The sequence below is a fragment of the Streptomyces sp. NPDC107498 genome, from assembly GCF_055582805.1.
In genome coordinates this window covers 151025-170191 of the sequence record NZ_JBVJPE010000013.1, presented here as the reverse complement: position 1 = coordinate 170191, position 19167 = coordinate 151025, and the positions used below count along the sequence as shown (strand labels likewise).

At 73.2% G+C, this 19167-nt stretch carries 16 protein-coding genes; 9 read left to right on the top strand and 7 right to left on the bottom strand.

Translation table 11 applies throughout. From position 1 onward, the window contains the following. Positions 1-14 precede the first annotated feature (14 nt). Positions 15-149, top strand: a complete 135-nt coding sequence (locus tag ACZ66Z_RS23410; RefSeq protein WP_469936908.1) for a hypothetical protein — start codon at positions 15-17, stop codon at positions 147-149. An 80-nt stretch (positions 150-229) separates the two neighbouring features. Here the strand turns inward: ACZ66Z_RS23410 and ACZ66Z_RS23405 are convergent, their stop codons facing one another. From ACZ66Z_RS23405 to ACZ66Z_RS23395, 3 genes are read right to left on the bottom strand one after another with little or no spacing between them, the layout of a single operon-like run. Continuing rightward, a complete protein-coding gene (locus ACZ66Z_RS23405; protein WP_469936906.1) occupies positions 230-1171 on the bottom strand; it encodes a 3-oxoacyl-ACP reductase in 942 nt (313 codons plus the stop codon). Between the two features lie 13 nt (positions 1172-1184). Further along, complete coding sequence (locus tag ACZ66Z_RS23400) at positions 1185-2261, bottom strand: Zn-dependent alcohol dehydrogenase (protein ID WP_469936904.1); 1077 nt, start codon at positions 2259-2261, stop codon at positions 1185-1187. A 36-nt stretch (positions 2262-2297) separates the two neighbouring features. Then, a complete protein-coding gene (locus ACZ66Z_RS23395) occupies positions 2298-3152 on the bottom strand; it encodes a MaoC/PaaZ C-terminal domain-containing protein (RefSeq protein ID WP_469936902.1) in 855 nt (284 codons plus the stop codon). 274 nt (positions 3153-3426) lie between these two features. Here ACZ66Z_RS23395 and ACZ66Z_RS23390 point away from each other — a divergent pair, with 274 nt between their 5' ends. The 4 genes from ACZ66Z_RS23390 to ACZ66Z_RS23375 are packed head-to-tail and all read left to right on the top strand — an operon-like array spanning position 3427 to position 6817. Continuing rightward, positions 3427-4335 (top strand): ABC transporter ATP-binding protein, encoded by a 909-nt coding sequence (locus ACZ66Z_RS23390; RefSeq protein WP_469936900.1) that lies wholly within the window; start codon positions 3427-3429, stop codon positions 4333-4335. Next, positions 4332-5054, top strand: a complete 723-nt coding sequence (locus ACZ66Z_RS23385; protein WP_469936898.1) for an ABC transporter permease — start codon at positions 4332-4334, stop codon at positions 5052-5054. The genes ACZ66Z_RS23390 and ACZ66Z_RS23385 overlap by 4 nt, the downstream gene beginning before the upstream one ends. Positions 5055-5063: 9 nt before the next feature. Then, positions 5064-6215: a sensor histidine kinase gene (locus ACZ66Z_RS23380; RefSeq protein WP_469936896.1), complete on the top strand. Its 1152-nt coding sequence runs from the start codon at positions 5064-5066 to the stop codon at positions 6213-6215. Next, positions 6212-6817 (top strand): response regulator, encoded by a 606-nt coding sequence (locus ACZ66Z_RS23375; protein ID WP_469936893.1) that lies wholly within the window; start codon positions 6212-6214, stop codon positions 6815-6817. The genes ACZ66Z_RS23380 and ACZ66Z_RS23375 overlap by 4 nt, the downstream gene beginning before the upstream one ends. A gap of 42 nt (positions 6818-6859) precedes the next feature. On the opposite strand, the gene ACZ66Z_RS23370 is transcribed toward ACZ66Z_RS23375, so the two are convergent. Together ACZ66Z_RS23370 and ACZ66Z_RS23365 are read right to left on the bottom strand one after the other, a co-directional pair. Continuing rightward, a complete protein-coding gene (locus ACZ66Z_RS23370; RefSeq protein WP_469936891.1) occupies positions 6860-8050 on the bottom strand; it encodes a lipid-transfer protein in 1191 nt (396 codons plus the stop codon). An 11-nt stretch (positions 8051-8061) separates the two neighbouring features. Beyond that, on the bottom strand, positions 8062-10281 hold the full coding sequence (locus tag ACZ66Z_RS23365; protein ID WP_469936889.1) for an acyl-CoA dehydrogenase: 2220 nt from the start codon (positions 10279-10281) through the stop codon (positions 8062-8064). Between the two features lie 143 nt (positions 10282-10424). Here ACZ66Z_RS23365 and ACZ66Z_RS23360 point away from each other — a divergent pair, with 143 nt between their 5' ends. The 4 genes from ACZ66Z_RS23360 (at position 10425) to ACZ66Z_RS23345 (ending at position 12867) form a co-directional block, all read left to right on the top strand. Continuing rightward, complete coding sequence (locus ACZ66Z_RS23360) at positions 10425-11306, top strand: NmrA/HSCARG family protein (protein WP_469936887.1); 882 nt, start codon at positions 10425-10427, stop codon at positions 11304-11306. 31 nt (positions 11307-11337) lie between these two features. Continuing rightward, a complete protein-coding gene (locus tag ACZ66Z_RS23355; protein WP_469936885.1) occupies positions 11338-11772 on the top strand; it encodes a MarR family winged helix-turn-helix transcriptional regulator in 435 nt (144 codons plus the stop codon). 44 nt (positions 11773-11816) lie between these two features. Next, positions 11817-12401, top strand: coding sequence for a hypothetical protein (locus ACZ66Z_RS23350; RefSeq protein ID WP_469936883.1), 585 nt, complete (start codon positions 11817-11819; stop codon positions 12399-12401). Positions 12402-12462: 61 nt separating this feature from the next. Continuing rightward, positions 12463-12867: a DUF4259 domain-containing protein gene (locus ACZ66Z_RS23345; protein ID WP_469936881.1), complete on the top strand. Its 405-nt coding sequence runs from the start codon at positions 12463-12465 to the stop codon at positions 12865-12867. A gap of 4 nt (positions 12868-12871) precedes the next feature. On the opposite strand, the gene ACZ66Z_RS23340 is transcribed toward ACZ66Z_RS23345, so the two are convergent. Continuing rightward, complete coding sequence (locus tag ACZ66Z_RS23340; protein WP_469936879.1) at positions 12872-14161, bottom strand: hypothetical protein; 1290 nt, start codon at positions 14159-14161, stop codon at positions 12872-12874. Positions 14162-14224: 63 nt separating this feature from the next. Further along, positions 14225-19135 carry a ricin-type beta-trefoil lectin domain protein gene (locus ACZ66Z_RS23335; protein WP_469936877.1) on the bottom strand — a complete coding sequence of 1637 codons (4911 nt, stop codon included), beginning with the start codon at positions 19133-19135 and terminating at the stop codon, positions 14225-14227. Positions 19136-19167: the final 32 nt, after the last annotated feature.

Here is a 19167-nt window from a genome sequence, read left to right as displayed (position 1 = left end):
GGGTGAGTTCCAGCATGTCCGAAGCAAGTACGCAGGGTACGGAGTCGCACGGCTCCGGGAAGCACCGCGGTCAGGCGTCGCCGGCGGAGGACTCCACGTCCTCGCCGCACGGCCGGCACCGCCGCGAGGCCGACGCCCACGCGCAGTAGGAACGGTACGGGAAGCACGACGGAGGGCCCCGGGGACGACCCCGGGGCCCTTCGCCCTTCCCCACCGCCACCCCCGTGGCTCAGCCCCTCTTCAGACCCAGCACCTCCGTCGCCGCGAAGGTCTCGCCCGCCGGGCGGGACGCGTAGTGCGGGGTCAGGAGGGAGTCCAGCTCCTCGTACGTGAACACCTCCTTGGCCGTGTCGAACTTGGCCGAGACCTTCGGCCGGTCCACGACCGCCACCATTCCGCCGTGCACGACGAGCAGCTGTCCGTTGACCCCGGCCGCCGCCGGGGACGCCAGGTAGCCGACGAGCGGGGCCACGTGGTCCGGGGACAGCGGGTCGAGCCCACCCTCCTCGGGTTCCCCGAAGCCGGCGAAGACGTCCTCGGTCATCCGCGTCCTGGCCCGGGGGCAGATCGCGTTCGCCGTGACCCCGTACCGGGCGAGCGCGAGCGCCGACGAGGTGGTCAGGCCCACGATGCCGCCCTTGGCCGCCGCGTAGTTCGGCTGGCCGGCCGAGCCCGCGAGGAAGGCCTCCGAGGAGGTGTTGACGATGCGGCCGTAGACGCCGCCCCCGCCCGCCTTGGCGCGGCCCCGCCAGTGCACCGCCGCGAAGTGGGTGGTGTTGAAGTGGCCCTTGAGGTGGACGCGTATGACCGAGTCCCACTCGTCCTCGCTCATCGAGAAGACCATCCGGTCGCGCAGGATGCCCGCGTTGTTGACCAGGACGTCCAGCTTCCCGAACTCGGCCACCGCCAGGTCGACCAGGGCCCGCGCCGTCCCGAAGTCGGAGACGTCGCCGAGGTGCGCGACCGCCCGGCCGCCCGCCGCGCGGATCTCCGCCGCGACCTCCTCGGCGGGCGCGGCGGAGGCCTCGCCCGAGCCGTCGCGGCCGGGCTGCCCGTAGTCGTTGACGACGACGGCGGCGCCGAGCCGGGCCAGTTCCAGGGCCTCGGCGCGGCCCAGACCGCGCCCGGCGCCGGTGACGATCGCGCTCAGCCCCTCAAGAGGCAGTGACATGACCGCAGTCCTCTCAGATCTCGATGCAGGTGCGGAGGGCCGCGCCGGTCCGCATCTGCTCCAGGGCCTCGTTGATGCCCGCCAGGGGCACCCGGTGGGTGATCAGCGACTCCAGGTCGATGCGGCCGGCCCGCCAGAGCGCGATGGCGCGCTCGTACGAGCGGAGCACGTCCCCGCCCCCGTACATCGAGGGCAGGATCCGCTTCTCGTCGAAGAACAGCTCGAACATGTTGAGCCGGAGGAAGTCGTCGAGGGCTCCCGCGCCGACGACGCAGAGGGTGCCGCCGCGCCGGGTCGTCTCGTACGCGGTGCGCGCGGTGGCGGACTTGCCGACGACCTCGAAGACGTAGTCGAAGCCCTCGCCGCCGGTGATCCGCTGCCGGGCGTCGGCGAGCGCCTCGGGGGCGACCGCCTCGGTGGCGCCGAACGTCAGCGCGGCCTCGCGCCGGGACTCGACGGGGTCGACGGCGACGATCTGGGCGGCGCCCTGGAGTCTGGCGCCCTGGATCGCGGAGATGCCGACGCCGCCGCAGCCGATGACGGCGACCGACGAACCGGCCTCCACCCCGGCGGTGTTGATGGCGGCGCCGAGGCCGGTGGTGACGCCGCAGCCGATGAGGGCGGCGATGTCGAAGGGCACGTCGTCGGGGATCGGGACGGCGCAGCCCGCGTCGACGACGACCTCCTCGGTGAAGGTGCCGGTGCCGGCGAAGCCGAAGACGTCTCCGCCGGGGCGCCGGAAGTTGGGCGTGCCGGCGTTCATGAAGCCGGCCAGGCACAGCTGGGTCTGGCCGCGCCTGCAGGACGGGCAGCCACCGCAGGCGGGCAGCCAGCACAGCAGCACCCGCTGCCCCTCGCTCAGGCCCGTGACGCCGTCGCCGACGTCGAGGATCTCGCCGGCGCCCTCGTGGCCGGGGACGAAGGGGGCGGGTTGCGGCAGGACGCCGCTCATCGCGGAGACGTCGGAGTGGCACAGCCCGGTGGCCCTCACCCGGATCCGCACCTTGCCGGGGCCGAAGCCCACCGCCTCGACGTCGTCGAGGACTTCGAGTTTGTCCTGGCCGATCTCGTGCAGTACGGCTGCGCGCATGGTGCGGCTCCCTCGGACGGTCGGGTGGTCGAGCGGTCAGGAGTGTGCGACGAGGGTGTCGGCGAGGACCGGGGCGTCGTCGCGCTCCACGGCCGTCACCGTCACCTGGACGCGGCCGTCGTCGGCCCACATCCGGATGCGCAGGGTCTCGCCGGGGAAGACGACCCCGGCGAAGCGCGTGCGGTACGAGCGGACGCGGGTGACGTCTCCGCCGAGCAGCGTGTCCACCACCGCCTTGAGGGCCATGCCGTACGAGCAGAGCCCGTGCAGGATCGGCCGGTCGAAGCCGGCGAGCTTGGCGAACTCGGGGTCGGCGTGGAGCGGGTTCCAGTCCCCGGAGAGCCGGTAGAGCAGGGCCTGCTCCTCGCGGATCGGCCGCTCGACGTCGGCGTCGGGCGCGCGGTCGGGGACCGGGAGGCGCTCGGAGGGGCCCCGGTCGCCGCCCCAGCCGCCCTCGCCGCGTACGAAGATCGAGGCGTCGCTGGTCCAGAGCGGCCCGTCCTCGTCGGCGGCCTCGGAGCGCAGGACGAGCACGGCGGCCTTGCCCTTGTCGTACACGGCGGCGACGCGGGAGGTGGAGACGGCCCGACCGCCGGTGGGGAGGGGCCGGTGGAGGGTGATCGACTGTCCGCCGTGCAGGACGGCGGCGAGGTCGATGTCGATGCCGGGGGCGGAGAGTCCGCCCACGACGCCCATGCCGGCGCCCGCGACGGTGGCGAAGCTGGGCAGGACGTGGAGGCGGGACTCCAGGGTGTAGCGGAGCTCGTCGGGGTCGGTCGCGGGGACGCCCGCCCCGAGGCCCAGGTGGTAGAGCTGGACGTCCTTGTGGTCCCAGGCGATCTCGGCGCTGCGGGGTTCGGCGGCGACGGCCTTGGCGGGGTCGATGGGCATCGGGCTGCTGCTCCTCGTTCCGTGGAAGACCTCGGCGCGGCCGTCCGCACCGTCGGCCGCACCGAGGCCGTGCGGGGACCGTCCCGTACGCGCCCGTTCTAGAACGCGTTCTAGGTCGGTGGACCCCATGTATAGCCGAGCCGGCAGGAGTTGTGAACCCTCCTGACACCGTGTCAGAAACCCTTCGGGGCGCGGCACCCGGGACATTTGTCACGGCCATGTCCGTACATCCACGCCTGCCGGGCCGTGGCCCCCGCTCCGTAGCGTCGTCCCCATGAAGAACGAGACAGCGGTCGCCTTCACCGGAGTCACCCGGTCCTTCGGAGCGGTCCGCGCCGTGGACGGCGTCGACCTCGCCATCCGGCGCGGCGAGACCGTCGCCCTGCTCGGCCGCAACGGCGCCGGCAAGTCCACCACCATCGGCCTGCTCCTCGGCCTCGACGAGCCCGACGGCGGCGAGGTGCGGCTCTTCGGCGACGCCCCGGCCCGCGCCGTCGCGGCCGGCCGGACCGGCGCGATGCTCCAGGACGGCCGCCCGGTCCCCCGGGTCACCGCCCGCGAGCTCGTCGGCTTCGTCGCCCGCACCTACCCCGACCCCATGCCGGTCGCCGAGGCCCTCGCGCTCGCCGGCCTCACCGAACTCGCCGACCGCCGGGTCGACCGCCTCTCCGGCGGCCAGGTCCAGCGGGTCCGCTTCGCCGTCGCCCTCGCCGGCAACCCCGAGCTGATCGTCCTCGACGAGCCCACCGCCGCCCTCGACGTCGAGGCCCGCGAGGTCTTCTGGGACGCGATGCGCGGCTACGCCCGGCGCGGCAACACCGTCCTCTTCTCCACCCACTACCTGGAGGAGGCCGACGCCCACGCCGACCGGATCGTCGTCATCGACTCCGGCCGCGTCCTCGCCGACGGCACCGGTGAGGAGCTCAAGCGCGCGGCCGGCGGCAGCTCCGTCGCCTTCGACCTGGCCGGCGCCCCCAGCGAGGACCTGCACCTGCTCCCCGGAGTGACCTCCGTGGAGATCCGCGGCGACCGCGCCCGGCTCCGCACCGACGACTCCGACGCGACCGTCCGCGCGCTCGCCGAACGGAACGCGATCCGGGGCCTCGAAGTCGCCCCCGTGTCCCTCAACGACGCCTTCCTCGCCCTCACCGCGCACGCCCGCCCCCTGGAGACGACCCGATGATCACCGCGTACGTACGCCTCGAAGTCCGCCGCACCCTGCGCGACACCGGGTTCGCCATCGGCACCGTCGCCGTCCCGGTGATGATGTACCTCCTCTTCACCAATCTCGGCGGCCAGGACGAACCGGAGTGGAAGGCCGCCTCCATGGTCGGCATGGCGGCGTACGGGGCGCTCGGCGCCGCCCTGTCGATCGGCACCGGCGTCGCCGAGGACAAGGGGTCCGGCTGGCTGCGGCAGCTGCGGATCACCCCGATGTCCCCGCGCCAGGTCGTCGCCGGCCGCGCCCTGACCGGCTCCGTGGTGGTGCTCCCGGCGATCCTCGGGGTCCTCCTCGCCGGCGGCCTGTTCAACGGCGTCCACCTGGCGGCCTGGCAGTGGGCCGTGGTCGCGCTCGCCCTCTGGCTCGGCTCGCTCCCCTTCACGCTCCTCGGCATCGGCAACGGCTACCGCCTCACCGCGCAGACGACGGGCGTCGCGAACATCGCCTGCAACCTGGGCCTCGCGGTCCTCGGCGGCCTGTGGTTCCCGGTGAGCCTCTTCCCCGGCTGGCTGCGCTCCCTCTCCGCGTACACCCCGACCAACCGCTTCGCCGAGATCGGCGTCTCGGTGGCCGGCGGTCACGCCCCGGGCGCGACGGCGCTCGCGGTCATCGTCGCCTGGGCGGCCCTGTTCGGCACGTACGCGGCGGTCTCGTACCGTCGTTCGACGAGGACGGCGTAGGGAGCGGGCATGACGAGATGGCAGCGGTGCAGAGCAGTGGCACGGGAACGCTCCGACCGGGGCCCGAGCGGACTGAGCCTCCTCCCCTGGCTCCTCATGGGCGTCGGCGCGCTCTCCCACCTCCTCGGCGGGGACGCGCCCAACCCGTGGATCGGCGGCCTCGGGCTGCTCGCCTTCAACTCCCTCTACATCGCGATCGTCTTCCGGGCCTTCGACCGGGCCCGCCGCGAGGCCCCGCCGACCTGGTGGCTCCTCGCCGCCCTCGGCGCGCTCACCTTCGCCCTCGCCATCGGTTACGGCCGGGAGTGGCTGCTCCTCTTCCCGCTCCTGGGACTCGCGGTCGGCGCGGTGGTCCGGCGGGGCAGGCTGTTGCCCCTGATCGCGTTCCCGGTGGTCGTCGCGGCCGGGGTGGTGACGTTCTGGAAGGACGACTGGAGCTCCCTCGGCGTCGTGTACGGCACGTTCATCTCGATCATGGTGACGGCGGCGATCCTCGCCCTCGACGAGACGGTCCGGGAGCTGCGGGCGACCCGGGAGGAGCTGGCCCGTACGGCGGTGGAGAAGGAGCGGCTGCGGTTCTCGCGCGACCTGCACGACCTGCTCGGCCACACGCTCTCGGTGATCGTGGTGAAGTCGGAGGTCGTCCGGCGGCTCGCCCCGCACGACCTGGACGCGGCCCTGGCGCAGGTCGCGGACATCGAGTCGGTGGGCCGTCAGGCGCTGACCGAGATCAGGGAGGCGGTGACCGGCTACCGCGAGGGCAGCCTCGCCACCGAGCTGGACCGGGCGCGCGACGCGCTCTCCTCCGCCGGCATCGAACCGGTCGTGCGCCGCTCGGGCCCGCTCCTGGAGCCCCAGACGGAGGCCCTGCTGAGCTGGGTGGTGCGGGAGTCGGCGACCAACGCGGTGCGGCACAGCGGCGCGTCCCGCTGCGAGATCGACCTCACCGGCTCCGCCGACCGGGTCCGCCTCACCGTCACGGACGACGGCCGCGGCCCGGCGACCGGCACCCCGGGCAGCGGGTTGCGCGGCCTGCGCGAGCGGGTCGCCGCGGCAGGCGGCACCCTTGACTCGGGACCGGCTCCGCGGGGCGGGTTCCGGGTCACCGCGGAGCTCCCCGTGGAGACCTCCGCACCGCACGAGGGGGAACCCACGGAATGATCAGACTGCTACTCGCCGAGGACCAGGGCATGATGCGAGGGGCGCTGGCCCTGCTGCTCGGGATGGAGCACGACATCGAGGTCGTCGCGCAGGTCGGGCGGGGGGACGAGATCGTCGACGCGGCGCTCGTCGCGCGTCCGGACGTGGCCCTGCTCGACATCGAACTGCCGGGGCGTTCGGGTCTGGACGCGGCGGCGGACCTGCGGAGCGAGGTGCCGGACTGCAAGGTGCTGATCCTCACGACCTTCGGCCGGCCGGGGTACCTGCGGCGGGCGATGGAGGCGGGCGCGGCGGGCTTCCTCGTCAAGGACGGGCCCGTGGAGGACCTGGCCGAGGCGGTCCGGCAGGTGCTGCGGGGCGAGACGGTGATCGACCCGGCCCTCGCGGCGGCGGCCCTCGGCGCGGGCCCGAACCCGCTGACGGGGCGCGAGCGGGACGCCCTGGCGGCCTCGGTGGACGGCGCGACGATCGCGGACATCGCCGCGTCCCTGCACCTCTCGGAGTCGACGGTCCGCAACTACCTCTCGTCGGCGATCGGCAAGACGGGCACGCGCAACCGGATGGAGGCGGTGCGGGCGGCGCGCCGGCAGGGCTGGCTCTGAGCCCTTTCCGCCCCCCTATGCCCCTACGCCCCCCTACGCCCCCTACGCCTTCCGCAACAGCGTCACCACCGCCGCGCCGCCGAGGCCGATGTTGTGGGCGAGGCCGACGCGGGCCCCCGCCACCTGCCGGGCACCCGCCTCGCCGCGCAGCTGCCAGACCAGTTCGGCGGCCTGGGCGAGGCCGGTGGCGCCGAGCGGGTGGCCCTTGGAGATGAGGCCGCCGGAGGGGTTCACGACCCAGCGCCCGCCGTACGTGGTGGCGCCGGACTCGACGAGTTTCCCGGAGGCGCCCTCCTCGCACATGCCGAGCGCCTCGTAGGTCAGCAGCTCGTTGACGGAGAAGCAGTCGTGGAGTTCGACGACGTCCACGTCCTCGATGCCGAGGCCCGAGCGCTCGTACGCGAGGCGGGCGGCGGCCCGGGACATGGGGCGGCCCACGGCGTCGACGCAGGAGCCGGAGGCGAAGGAGTCCTCGGTGTCGGTGGTCATCGCCTGGCCCGCGATCTCCACGGCCCGGCTCTGCAGGCCGTGTTCGGTGACGAAGCGTTCCGAGACGACGACGGCGGCGGCCGCGCCGTCGGAGGTGGGCGAGCACTGGAGCTTGGTCAGGGGCCGGTGGACGGTCTTCGCGGCGAGGACCTCGTCGACGGTGTGGACGTCCTGGAACTGGGCGTTCGGATTGTTCGCCGAGTGCCGGTGGTTCTTGGCGCCGACGGCCGCGAGCTGCGCCTCGGTCGTCCCGTACCGCTCCATGTGCTCCCGGGCGGCGTTGCCGAAGATCTGGGCGGTGGGCGGGGACGTCTCGAAGCCGTGGGCGGCGGCCATGATGCCGTAGTGCCGGGCGACGGGGGAGGTCGAGAAGTCCCCGGCCCCCGCCCCGCCACCCAGCGAGCCCCGGCTCATCTTCTCGAAGCCGAGGGCGAGGACGCAGTCGGCGACGCCGCCCTCGACGAACTGCCGGGCGGTCATGAGCGCGGTGGAACCGGTGGCGCAGTTGTTGTTGAGGTTGTAGACGGGGACGCCGGTGAGCCCGAGCTCGTAGACGGCGCGCTGGCCGGCGGTGGAGGGCTGGAAGCAGTAGCCGACGGCGGCCTGTTCCACGCGCGCGTAGGGGACGCCCGCGTCGGCGAGGGCCGCGGTGCCCGCCTCGCGGGCCATGTCCCAGTACTGCCAGTCCCGGGTCTCCGGCTTCTCGAACTTCGTCATTCCGACGCCGACGACGTACGCCTTCATCGTGTGCCCTCTCAGTCCCTGGGGAGGCCGAGCAGGCGCTCGGCGACGACGTTGAGCTGTACCTGGGTGGTGCCGCCCGCGATGGTGAGGCAGCGGGACATGAGCAGTCCGTGGACGGCCCGTTCGCCGGGGCCCTCGCGCACGGCGCCTTCGGGGCCGAGGAGTTCGAGGGTGAGTTCGGCGAGTCTCTGCTGGTGGAGGGTCTGGACGAGTTTGCGGACGCTGGCGCCCGCGCCGGGTTCGAGCCCGGACACCTGGAGCAGGGTGGTGCGCAGCCCGATGCACGCGAGCGCGTGCGCCTCGGCGAGCAGGGCCCCGATCCGTACGCGCACGGAGCTGTCGACCGTCCCGGCCCGGGCGATGAGCGCTTCGAGGCCGGTGTCGAAGGCGACCTGGTCGGCCATGTGGACGCGCTCGTTGCCGAGGGTGTTGCGGGCGACCCGCCAGCCGTCGTCGACCTCGCCGACGACGGCGTCGGCGGGGAGGATCGCGTCGTCGAACCAGACCTCGTTGAAGAGGGAGTCCCCGGTGATCTCCTTGAGCGGCCGGACGTCGATCCCGGGGGTGTTCCGCATGTCGACGAGGAAGTAGGTGAGCCCCTGGTGCTTGGGGGCGGTGGGGTCGGTGCGGGCGAGCAGGATGCCGTGGTGGGCCCACTGGGCGGCGCTCGTCCACACCTTCTGGCCGTTGATCCGCCAGCGCCCGTCCTCCGTCCGCTCGGCGCGGGTGCGGAGGGAGGCGAGGTCGGAGCCCGCGCCGGGCTCGGAGAAGAGCTGGCACCAGAGCCGTTCGCCGCGCAGGGTCGGACCGAGGTGCTCGGCCTGCTGCGCCGGGGTGCCGTGGGCGAGCAGGGACGGCACCACCCAGGTGGCGATGCCGAGTCCGGCGACGGTGATCCCGGCGTCGTCCAGCTCCCGCTGCACGGCGAGCTGCTGGAGGGGGCCCGCGCCGAGCCCGTACGGCTCCGGGAGGTGCGGGGCCGCGTAGCCGATGGGGGCGAGGGCGCGTCGGGCGGCGGCCGGGTCGAGCCCGGCGGCGGGGGCGACGGCCTCGCGGGCCGCGCGCCGGTACGCGTCGGCCTCGGGCGGCAGGTCGAGGCGGAGGCCGCGCCGGACGCCGGCGACGGCGTGCCGGAGGGCGGCGAGCCGGTGGTGGTCGCCGGTGCCGAGGAGCTGGCGGGCGACGAGGGCGCGGCGCAGCAGCAGGTGGGCGTCGTGCTCCCAGGTGAAGCCGGTGCCGCCGAGGATCTGGATGCAGTCCTTGGCGCAGGTGTACGCGGTGTCGAGGGCGGTGGCGGCGGCGAGCGCGGCGGTGAGGGGACGGGCGCCCTCCTGGCCGTCCTGGTCGGCGCGGGCGGCGTCCCAGGTGAGGGCGCGGGCCTGTTCGAGCCGGACGAGCATGTCGGCGCAGAGGTGCTTGACGCCCTGGAACCGCCCGATGGGCCGGCCGAACTGTTCGCGGGTGCGGGCGTGTTCGGCGGCGGTCTCGACGGCGCGGGCGGCGGTGCCGCAGGCGTCGGCGGCGAAGAGGACGGCGGCGAGGTCCTGGACGAGGGCGGTGTCGAGGTCCAGGGCCCGCGCGGCGGACACGTGGGCGGCGCGGGCGGTGATCTCGGCGGTGGGGCGGGTCGGGTCGGCGCTCTCGTGGGGCCGGACGGCGAGGCCGTCGGTGTCGGCGGCGAGCCAGACGGAGCCGTCGGCGGTGGCGGCGCGGAGGAGCACCAGGTCGGCCTGGGCGCCGCCGAGGACGGGGGGCGCGGTGCCGTCGAGGAGGTATCCGCTCGCGGTGCGGACGGCGGTGAGGGTGCCGGTGCCGCCGAGGGCGACGGCCCCGATCCGCTCCCCCCGCGCGAGCGTGCCCGCCGCCTCGTGCCGCCCGCACCGGTGGAGGAGCTCGGCGGCGAGCACGGAGGGCAGGTAGGGCCCGGGCAGCAGGGCCCGCGCCGCCTCCTCCACGACGACGGCGAGGTCCCCGAGGTCGCCGCCCCCGCCGCCGTGCTCCTCGGGGAGGTGCGGCCCGAGGAGCCCCTGCTCGGCGGCGGCGTCCCAGTACGGGGGCCGGCCGGTGGCGGTGTCGGGGACGTCCAGGTGCTTGCGGACCTCCTCGGGGGGTACGGCGCGGGTGAGCCAGCCCCGGACGGATCGGGCGAGCTCCCGCTGTTCGTGCGTGATGGCGATGCCCGAGCTGGTGCCCGAGCTGGTGCCCATGCTGGTGCCCATGCTGATGCCCATGCGCGGCAGACTAGAACACGTTTCATTCTGACGGAAGGTCAGAAAACCGATTCGCGGAAGTCTGCATGACGCAGGGAAACCGGGGTAGAGTCTTCTTCGTCACGCAGAGACCGCATTACGCAGCTAATTTTCCAGGGGGACCCATGCTCACCGTCGCCGTCACCGGAGCCACCGGAGCCCAGGGCGGAGCCACCGCCCGCAGCCTGCTCGCCTCGGGCCACCGGGTGCGCGCCCTCACGCGCCGCCCCGCGTCACCCGCCGCCGAGACCCTGCGCGCCCTCGGCGCCGAGGTGCGGTACGCGGACTTCGACGACCGCCCCTCGCTCGACGCCGCCCTCGCGGGCGCCGACTCCCTCTTCGCCGTCACCGCCTTCGAGGGGATCGGCGCCGAGGCGGAGGTCCGGCAGGGCAGGACCCTGGTCGACGCGGCGGCGACCGCCCGCCTCGGGCACGTCGTCCTCACCTCCGTCGCCCACGCCGACCGCGACACCGGCGTCCCGCACTACGAGAGCAAGCGGGCCGTCGAGCACCACCTCCGCGCCTCCGGCACGCCCTGGACGGTGATCGGCCCGGCGGCGTTCATGGACAACTACGCCGGCGGCTGGACCGCCGACGGGCTGCGCGAGGGGACCTTCGCCTGGCCGATGCCGGCCGACCGCCCGCTCGCCCTCGTCTCCTCGCGGGACATCGGCGCGTTCGCCGCGCTCGCCCTCGGGCGCCGCGGGGACTTCACGGGCCGGCGCATCGACATCGCCTCCGACGAGCGCACCCCCGGGGAGATGACCGGCATCCTCGCCGCCGCCCTCGGCCGCCCGGTCTCGTACGAGGAGGTCCCGCTCGCCCAGGTGCGCACCCGGTCCACGGACCTGGCCGCGATGTTCTCGTACTTCACCACGACCGGCCTCGACGTCGACGTCGCCGGACTGCGCCGCGAGTTCCCGGAGGTCGGCTGGCAGGGTTTCGACGACTGGGCCACGACCCAGGACTGGCCGTCGATACTGACACCGGAGCCCTCCCGCCCCTGACAGCCCCCCACCACCGCCCGGAGAGCCCCGCATGACGCCCAAGCCCAAACCCAGACCCCTCGGCCATCTGCTGAACCGCACCGACGAAGCGCTCACCCGCGTCATGGACGGCACGCTCGGGGAGTTCGGGCTCACCCGTGTCGCCTGGCAGGTCCTGAACGTCGTCGAGGACGGCGGGGACGACGGGATCACCGACACCGAGGTCCTGTCGGTCCTCTCGGCCAACGCCGACGCCGCCACCCTCACCGCCGCGACCGACACCGTCCTCGCCGACGGCTGGGCGTCCCGCCCGGCCCCGGGCCGGCTCGCCCTCACCCCCGACGGCGCCCGCCGCCTGACCGAGGTCGCCCCACGCGTGGCCGCGTTCCGCACCCGCTCCGTCGAGGGCATCACGCCGGAGGAGTACGGGACCGCCGTCCGCGTCCTGGAGCGCATGATCGAGAACCTCGAAGGCCCCAGACCCTGACACCATCCGCTTGGGAGACTGTGCCGGACACACAGGGGGACATCATGGGCGGAAGCCTGACGGCACTGCTGATCGCGGTGGTCGGCGTGGCGGGGACACTGGGGGCCGCGCTGCTGACGCAGAACCGCGCGGACCGCACGAAGCGCATGGAGCTGCAGGCAGCCGCCGAGCAGCGGCGCGAGGAACGGACCCATGCCGAGGAGCAGCTCCGGGCGGAGCTGGACCGGCAGCGGGAGCGCGAGAGCCTGGAGCGCCGACGGACCTGCTACATCACGCTGAACACCGCCGCGCGGCAGTACCTGACGGCGATGAACAACCATCTCCACGCGATACGACGCGGCGAGGACGTCGTCGCCTCCCTGGAGAACCTGGAGGCGGCCCGAGCGACCTACCGGGACAGCTACGCGGAATCCCAGATGATCGCCCCGAACACGGTGGCGCGGGCGTCCGGCCAGGCGAAGGCCCGCCTGAACGAGGCCTACGGAAAGCTCAGGAAGTACGCGGCGGCCCCCTCCACGTACGCGGCCGAACTGGCGGCCATGGAACCGGAACTCCATGAGAAGGTCTGGCCTTCCGTGACGGCGATGAGGGTGGTCATGCGCATCGACCTCGGCATCGCCGACGACTGACTGTCAGTGGCGCCTGCCACGATCCCCGGAGACCTGAACGACTCCGGAGAGAGAGCACGCCATGGGCACCTGGGACATCGGCCCCTTCGACAACGACACCGCCGCGGACTTCTCGTACCGGGTGGACGAGGCCCCGGAGGAGAAGCGGGCCGAGGTGCTGCTCGCGGCCTTCCGCGAGGTGACCGGGACGGGCGAGGAGTACCTCGACGCGGACCTGGCGGTGGAGGCCGTCGCCTCGGCGGCCCTGGTCGCGGCGCAGTGCCCCGGCGGCGACCCGGTCACCACCTCGTACGCCCCGAAGAAACCGCTGCCCGAACTCCCGGCGCAACTGCGCCCACTGGCCGCCGAGGCCCTGGACCGGATCCTCACGGAACCGTCGGAACTCCTGGAGCTCTGGGAGGAGTCGGACGGGGAGGAGTGGAAGGCGGGGGTGCGGAGACTGCGGGCGGTCCTGACGGGAGCCTGACCCGTCAGTCCTGTTCGTCCGGCTCCGGCAGTCGGTCCTCCAGGTAATCCGGGCTGTAGCCGAGACGTTCGGCGAGCTCCTGGTAACGCGTCCGCGGGGCGCCGCTCACAGGGACGTCGTACGCGGCGAGCAGCTGAAGGAGAAAGCGGAAGCCCAGGTCGGGATCGACGGTCGTGACCACGTCCTCAAGGAGCGGTGTCACACCCAGAGCCTCGAACGCGTCTGCGCGAGCCGCCTCCCGAACCTCCCGCAGCACGGCCTCCGTCAACTCGCTCCGCGGAGCGGACAGAAGCGGCGCGTAGACGGGATCGACCTCTGCCAGGCGCTCCCGGCACACCAGGACCAGTTGTTCCAGCCATGCTCGCCCGTCGGAGTCGAATCCGCCGTCGACGTACTGACGCCGTGCCACGGTGCGCCACAGCATGGTGATCCCCTCGTCGGAGAGCGACGAGCCGAGGAGCCGTTGCGCGTCCTCGAGGAGCACCGCCGCCGACGAGCCGGGGACGGTCCCGTGATCGCCGTCAATGACGCTCCGGATGTTCTCCCGGACGGTGCCCAGGTACTCCCACTCCGTACCCCGGAAGACCGCCGCGAGGAACGGCAGGCCGAACCGGCCGAACGCGAAGTCGCGTCGGCCCGGGTCGAGCGGGGGCCAGCGCACGTTCAGCCCCTCGCAGACGGCGTCCAGCGGATAGGCAAGGAGGTCACCGATGCCCCGCAACCGTTCGTACAGGGCCTCGTCGACCGGCACGGAATACGCCTTGAGCACCCTCAGGAACAACCGGAACCCGAGGTCGGCGTCCGCCTCGCGCACGACCCGCAGCAGCGCTGGCGCGATGTCCCGTACGGCCACGTGACGCGCGAGTCCGGCCGCGGCCGACTCGATCCGAACCGCCACGGCCGTGCGGAGCTCCTCCTCCGGGACCACCGGCCGGGCTTCGTCGAGGACCTTCGCTTCGTACGGGTCGCGCTCCGGTACGAGGGAAGGGCACGCTTCCGAGAGCCGACGCAACCAGGCACGCGTGTCCGCGCCCTCCTCCACGGGGTCGAAACAGCGCCGAACGGCCGCGAGCCACACGGAGTGCAACACCTCGTCCGGCAGCGGGGAGTCCAGCAGAAGCCTCAGGTCCGCGCCGAGCTGGCGGTCGTCGCCGTCCACCTGCGCCAGGGCGAGGGCGAGCACCACCGGCCCGTCGAGACGGAGCGTCGTTCGGGAGTACACCGTGCCGGCGAGGCGGCTGAGCCCGAAGTCTTCCGGGTGATCGAAGTAGTAGACCTCGCGCGTGCGAGTCATCACCGACCTCCTGTCCGGAACGGGCCCCCTCGGCGTGAGGGAGCCCGTTCCATGGTCATCGTCCTAGTTCGGGAGGGGGTACGCCGTGTAGACGACGTACTTCTGGGCGTGCTGCCCCTCCCCCGGCACCCTCGGCGCGAACCTCAGCATGATCTGGACGCTGTTGCCCGCCGCCTCGGGGGCGTCCTTGTCGCCGCCCTTGCGCCACACCTGCCCGAGCGATCCCTCGTTCCTGAGCTGCCACCGGATCGAAAGGAGATCGGTCCCCGGATCGAACCGGCCTTTCTTACCGATCTTCTGGGCCTGCTTGTTCGCCCAGACCGTCAGCTTCTGGGCGTTGCCCGGCTGCTTGATCCACTCCTCCATGGCCTGCTTGACGGCGCTCGCGGCCTTCTGCTTGCTGCTCCACCTGCCCGCGACGCCGCCGACCGATCCGTCGGCCTTGGCCTGCATCTGGGCGTTGTTCTTGTCGACGTGCTCCCTCAGCGTGTGCGCCTCCAGGAGGCCCTCGTCCGCGATGATGTCGGTGCAGTTGTGAACCAGGACGTCCCGCGTCCGCTCACCCTGCGGACGGACGTAGAACGTGTGCAGTCCGTCCACGGTGAGGTCGAACACCGTGCGGGGCGCGAGGCCCGAGCGGTCCCGCAGCGCGGTGACGGTCTCCTCCGTGCCCTGCGGGGTGCGCAGCCGGTCGCCGACGCGCAGGTCCGCGACCGCGGTCCAGCCGCGGCCGGGGACGAAGAACCGGTGCCCGATCGTGCTCGTGAGCCGGCCGCCGGCGACGGAGACGTCCACCAGGCGCTCGGTGTCGTGGCGGTAGGTGTCCGTCACGCCCTGGACCCGCAGGCTCCCGGTCCGGGGATCGGTGGCGAGCACCCGGTCCCCGACGCGCACCTCGCGGATCGCCCGGTGGGAGCCGTCCGCCATGAGGACGCGGGTGGAACCCGGGAAGCTGTTCCGCTCGCAGGCGGTGAACACGTCCTCGTAGACGTTGACGGTCTCCTCGAGCCGGGCGATCGTCGCCGGGTCGAGTTCCAGGGCGCGCAGCGCGTTGAACGCCTCACGGACGCCGACCCCCGTGTGCAGGGCGGCGTTGAGCGCGTGGAGCGCGTCCCCGATCGCCTTGTACGCCTTGCCGGGGACGAACCAGGTCGCGGCCCAGGCGCACCCGGCCCAGCTGCCCGGCTCGCCGCCGGGGGCGATCTTCTTCGCGCATTCGATGAAGTCACCGAGGATGATCTTCACCGGGTCGATTCCCGAGTTGAACTCGGCCATCGACAGCGTGTGCGTGACCTCGGTCTTCTGGTCCTTCAGCACGTCCGCGCCGAGGAAGACCGTGGCCTCCGGCGGGCAGCCGGTCTCGGTCGCCGGCATGTCCTCCGCGGTGCACAGGTACAGGTCGATGTAGGCGTCGAAGTGGAGGACGACGGTCATCACGCAGTCGCCCACATGGACGATGACGTTGCAGTTCTCCTTCTTCTTGATCTCCGGTTCGCCGACCGGGGCCATCTTGTCGACGACGTAGAAGACGCCGCCGACGCCGGTGGTCCCGCCGTCGGCGATCGAGTGGTTCTTCTGCTCGGCCTCGGCCCGGTCGGCCGCCGCCTGCGCCTCCTCCGCGAACTTCAGGGCTTCCTCGGCGGCCTTCTCCGCCTCGGTCGCGGCGGTGTCGGCCCGGTCGGCCGCCGCCCGCGCGTCCTTGGCGGACTGCTCGGCCCGGGACGCGGCCTGGCGGGCGGCCTCGGCGTCGAGCGACGCCTGGTCGGCGGAGTCGCGGGCGGCACGGGCGTACCCTTCGGCGCGCCCGGCCGCCTTGTCCGCGGCGGCCGCGTCCTCGGCGGCCTGCCGGTCGTACTCCAGGGTCCGGGCCAGGGAGGCGCCGGCCTTCGACGCCGCGTCGGCGGCGTCGGCGGCGTAGCCGAGGGCCTCCTTGGCGTAGCCGCGGGCGTCCGCCGCGTACCCGGCGGCGTTGGCCGCGTGGACGTACGCCTGCTTGGCGTCGCCCGTGGCCGTGTCGGCAAGGTTCTTGGCTGCGGCCGCCTCGGTCCGCGCGTTCTTCGCGTGGGCGTCGGCGACGGCCTTCTGCTGCTCGGCGATCGTCTTCGACGCCTGGCCCGTCAGGACCACCAGAGCCGCGCCGGCGTCCGTGGTGGCGTAGGGGGAGCCGAGCTGGATCGCGTCGTTCGCGGGCTTGGCGACCTGGGCGGCCGCCGCACCGGCGTCCACCGCCGCCTGGGCGGTGACGTGGGCGAACCCGGCGGCCTTCGCCGACGCGGCCCGCGCGTTCGCGGCTTCCTTCGAGGCCGCGTCCGCCTGGGTCCTGGCGTCCTTCGCCTTGCGCTCCGCCTCGTCGGCCAGTGCGACCGCCGTACGGGCTTCGCCGGCGGCGTGGTCGCTCGCCGCGATGGCGTCGGCGGCGGCGCTGGTGGCGGTCCGGACCGCGGCGTCGGCCTTCAGCTTCGCGGCCTGGGCGGCGTCCGCGTGCGCGCGGGACCGCTTGGCGGCCGCTTCGGCGCGGGTGGCCGCCGCGTCCGCTTCCGCCGCCGCGCGGGTCGCCGCGTCGGCTTCGCCGCGTGCCCGTCCGGCCGCCGCCTCCGCGTCGTCGGCATGCGCCCAGGCCGCGTCGGCCGCCTTACGGGACTCCTCGGCGTAGCCGTCGGACTCGTGGGCCTGGGCGTAGGCCTCCTTCGCGTCGGCCCTGGCGCGGGCGGCGTCGGACCTCTGCTCGGCCTCCCACGCGTCGTCCCGCTCGGCCTTGGCGTTGTCGCGGGCCTTGACGGCGGCGTTCTTCTTCTCGACCGCGGTGGCCTCCGAGGTCTCGGCCGCCTTCCTGGCGTCCTCGGCCTTCACGGCCTCCGCGTCGGCCTTCTCCTTGTGCTGAGCGGCCTCGTTCTGCTTGGCGGCGGCGATGTCCTTCTCCGCCTTCGCCTTGGCCTCCTGGGACTCGGCGGCGAGGCGCTTGGCGTGTGCGTCGGCGGCGGCCGCCTTGGCGTCGCCCTCGGCCTTGAGGGCGAGCGCGAGCTTCGCCTCCGCCGTCTCCTTGTCCTTCTTCGCGTTGTCGCGGTGCAGCTTGGCCCCGTCGGCCGCCGCCTTCGCCTGCAGTTCGGCGGTGTGCGCGGCCTCCTTGCGGAACTCGGCGTTGACCTGCGCGGTCTGGGCGACGGCGCGCTGCGTGATGGTCGCGCTGTCGCCCGCGGCGGCCCTGGTGGCGGCCTCGGCGGTCTCGCCGGCCTTCACCATGGCCGTCAGCGCGGCGACGGCTCCCTTGGTGACCTGCGCCTTCTGCTGGCCGACCAGGAGGCCCCGGCCGCGCGGGGCGCCGGCGGCGTCCGCGATGCCGTACGCGACCTGCACGGCCGCGTCGGAGGCGGCGGCCGACTTCTTGGCGCTCTCCAGTCGGGCCCTGATCGTGGCCAAGTACGGCTTCGCGGCCGCCTGCGCGTCGGCGAGGCCCTTCTTCGCGGCGTCGAACTGCGCCTTGACCGGGTACGGGGTGCTGCCGGCGCCCTTCTCCCCGGTCGGCTTGATCAGGTACTTCTGCGCGCTGGTCCCCTTGCAGTCCCACAGCCGCGCGTCCGTACCGAGGGCGAAGGCGCTCAGGTCCAGGCACTTGCCCGTGGTCGTGCTCTTCAGGGGCGAGGCGGCACGGACATCGCCCTTCCACGACTGGCCCTTGGTGGTGTAGCAGTCCGTGATCTGGATCTTCGTGCCGTTGGTCGACGCGTTCCCGGCCACGTCCAGGCACTTGAACGAGTTGACGTTGCGGAGGTGCAGGTCCTCCTCGTTGCCTTCGAGCTGCCACTTCTGCGCGGCGGAGTTGTTGCAGGTGTGGATCTGGACCGGCGTTCCGTTGGTCTTGCCACCACCCTGGACGTCCAGGCACTTGCCCGGCGCGCCCGGCACCTCGACTACCGTGTAGCCGTTGCCGATCCAGCCCAGGCCACCGGGGGTCCAGTGGTCCTGCCAGCGGGTGTAGTAGTCGGCGAGCCACGACTGGCCGACGAGCATGCTGAGGGCGTAGGTGCCGTCCTGCAGCGCCTTCGTGGCGTCCTTGCCGGCGGTCAGGATCTGCTGCCGCTGCGTGGCCTGGCCGCCGATCTCCTGCTGCCACTCGGCCGCCGCCTGCGCCACCTGCTTCCCGAGAACCCGGTTGGGGTCGATCGGGTCGTGCCAGCCGCAGGCTCCGAAGCGGGCCTTCAGGTCCTCGACCGCGATCCGGAACTCCGGGGTGCCCGGCTCCGGAGCGGTGCGGGGGAAGCCGCCGGAGGCGAGGAAGATGCGGGCGTCATCGGCGAACACCCGGGGAACGAAGTACTGGTCGGGCTCGATCTTCCCCGAGTTCTTCTTCCACAGCGCCCACGCCTCCTTCTCCTGCGGCGTCCCGCCGCTGGTGTAGAGGGCGTCGCCGATCGCGAGGGCCGCGGCCTTCGTCTTGTCGTCGGCGGTGGGCGAGGGGTCGTAGAAGGGGTTGAACACCTCCATCGGATCCCAGTACGACTGGTACAGCCACGGATTCATCCCGGTCTTGTCGAAGATCTTGTCCGGGTCCCGCGGCCGGTTGGGGAAAGGATCCAGATCGGCGGCGCTGGACCACGCGTAGCCCTGCTTCCGGACCTTGTCGAGCCACTGGTCCGCGATGACCCGGTCCGCGTCCGCGGCCTCGCGCAGCGGGGTCGTCTCGCTGCTGAAGATGTTCCGCTGGAACTTCTTGTGAAGCTGGTCGGGCGGAAGAACGAGGGCGCTCTGCGCGAGAGCGAAGAGGTTGGGCCCACCCATGCGCAGGGCCTCGGTGCCCAGGCACTGGTCCTCGCGCAACTGTTGCGCCGCCTTGACGTCGTAGCCGTCGTACGAGTCGGCCACGGCGACCATGTCCGGCTCGGTGTCCCGCACGGCCAGGTCGGGCCGGACGGCCACACCTCCGAGAACGGCCAGGGCGGCGACGGAGGTGAGGGCGGTGGTGAGGGTGGTGGACAAGCGTGATCGAGAGGTGAACAACCCCGGTTTGG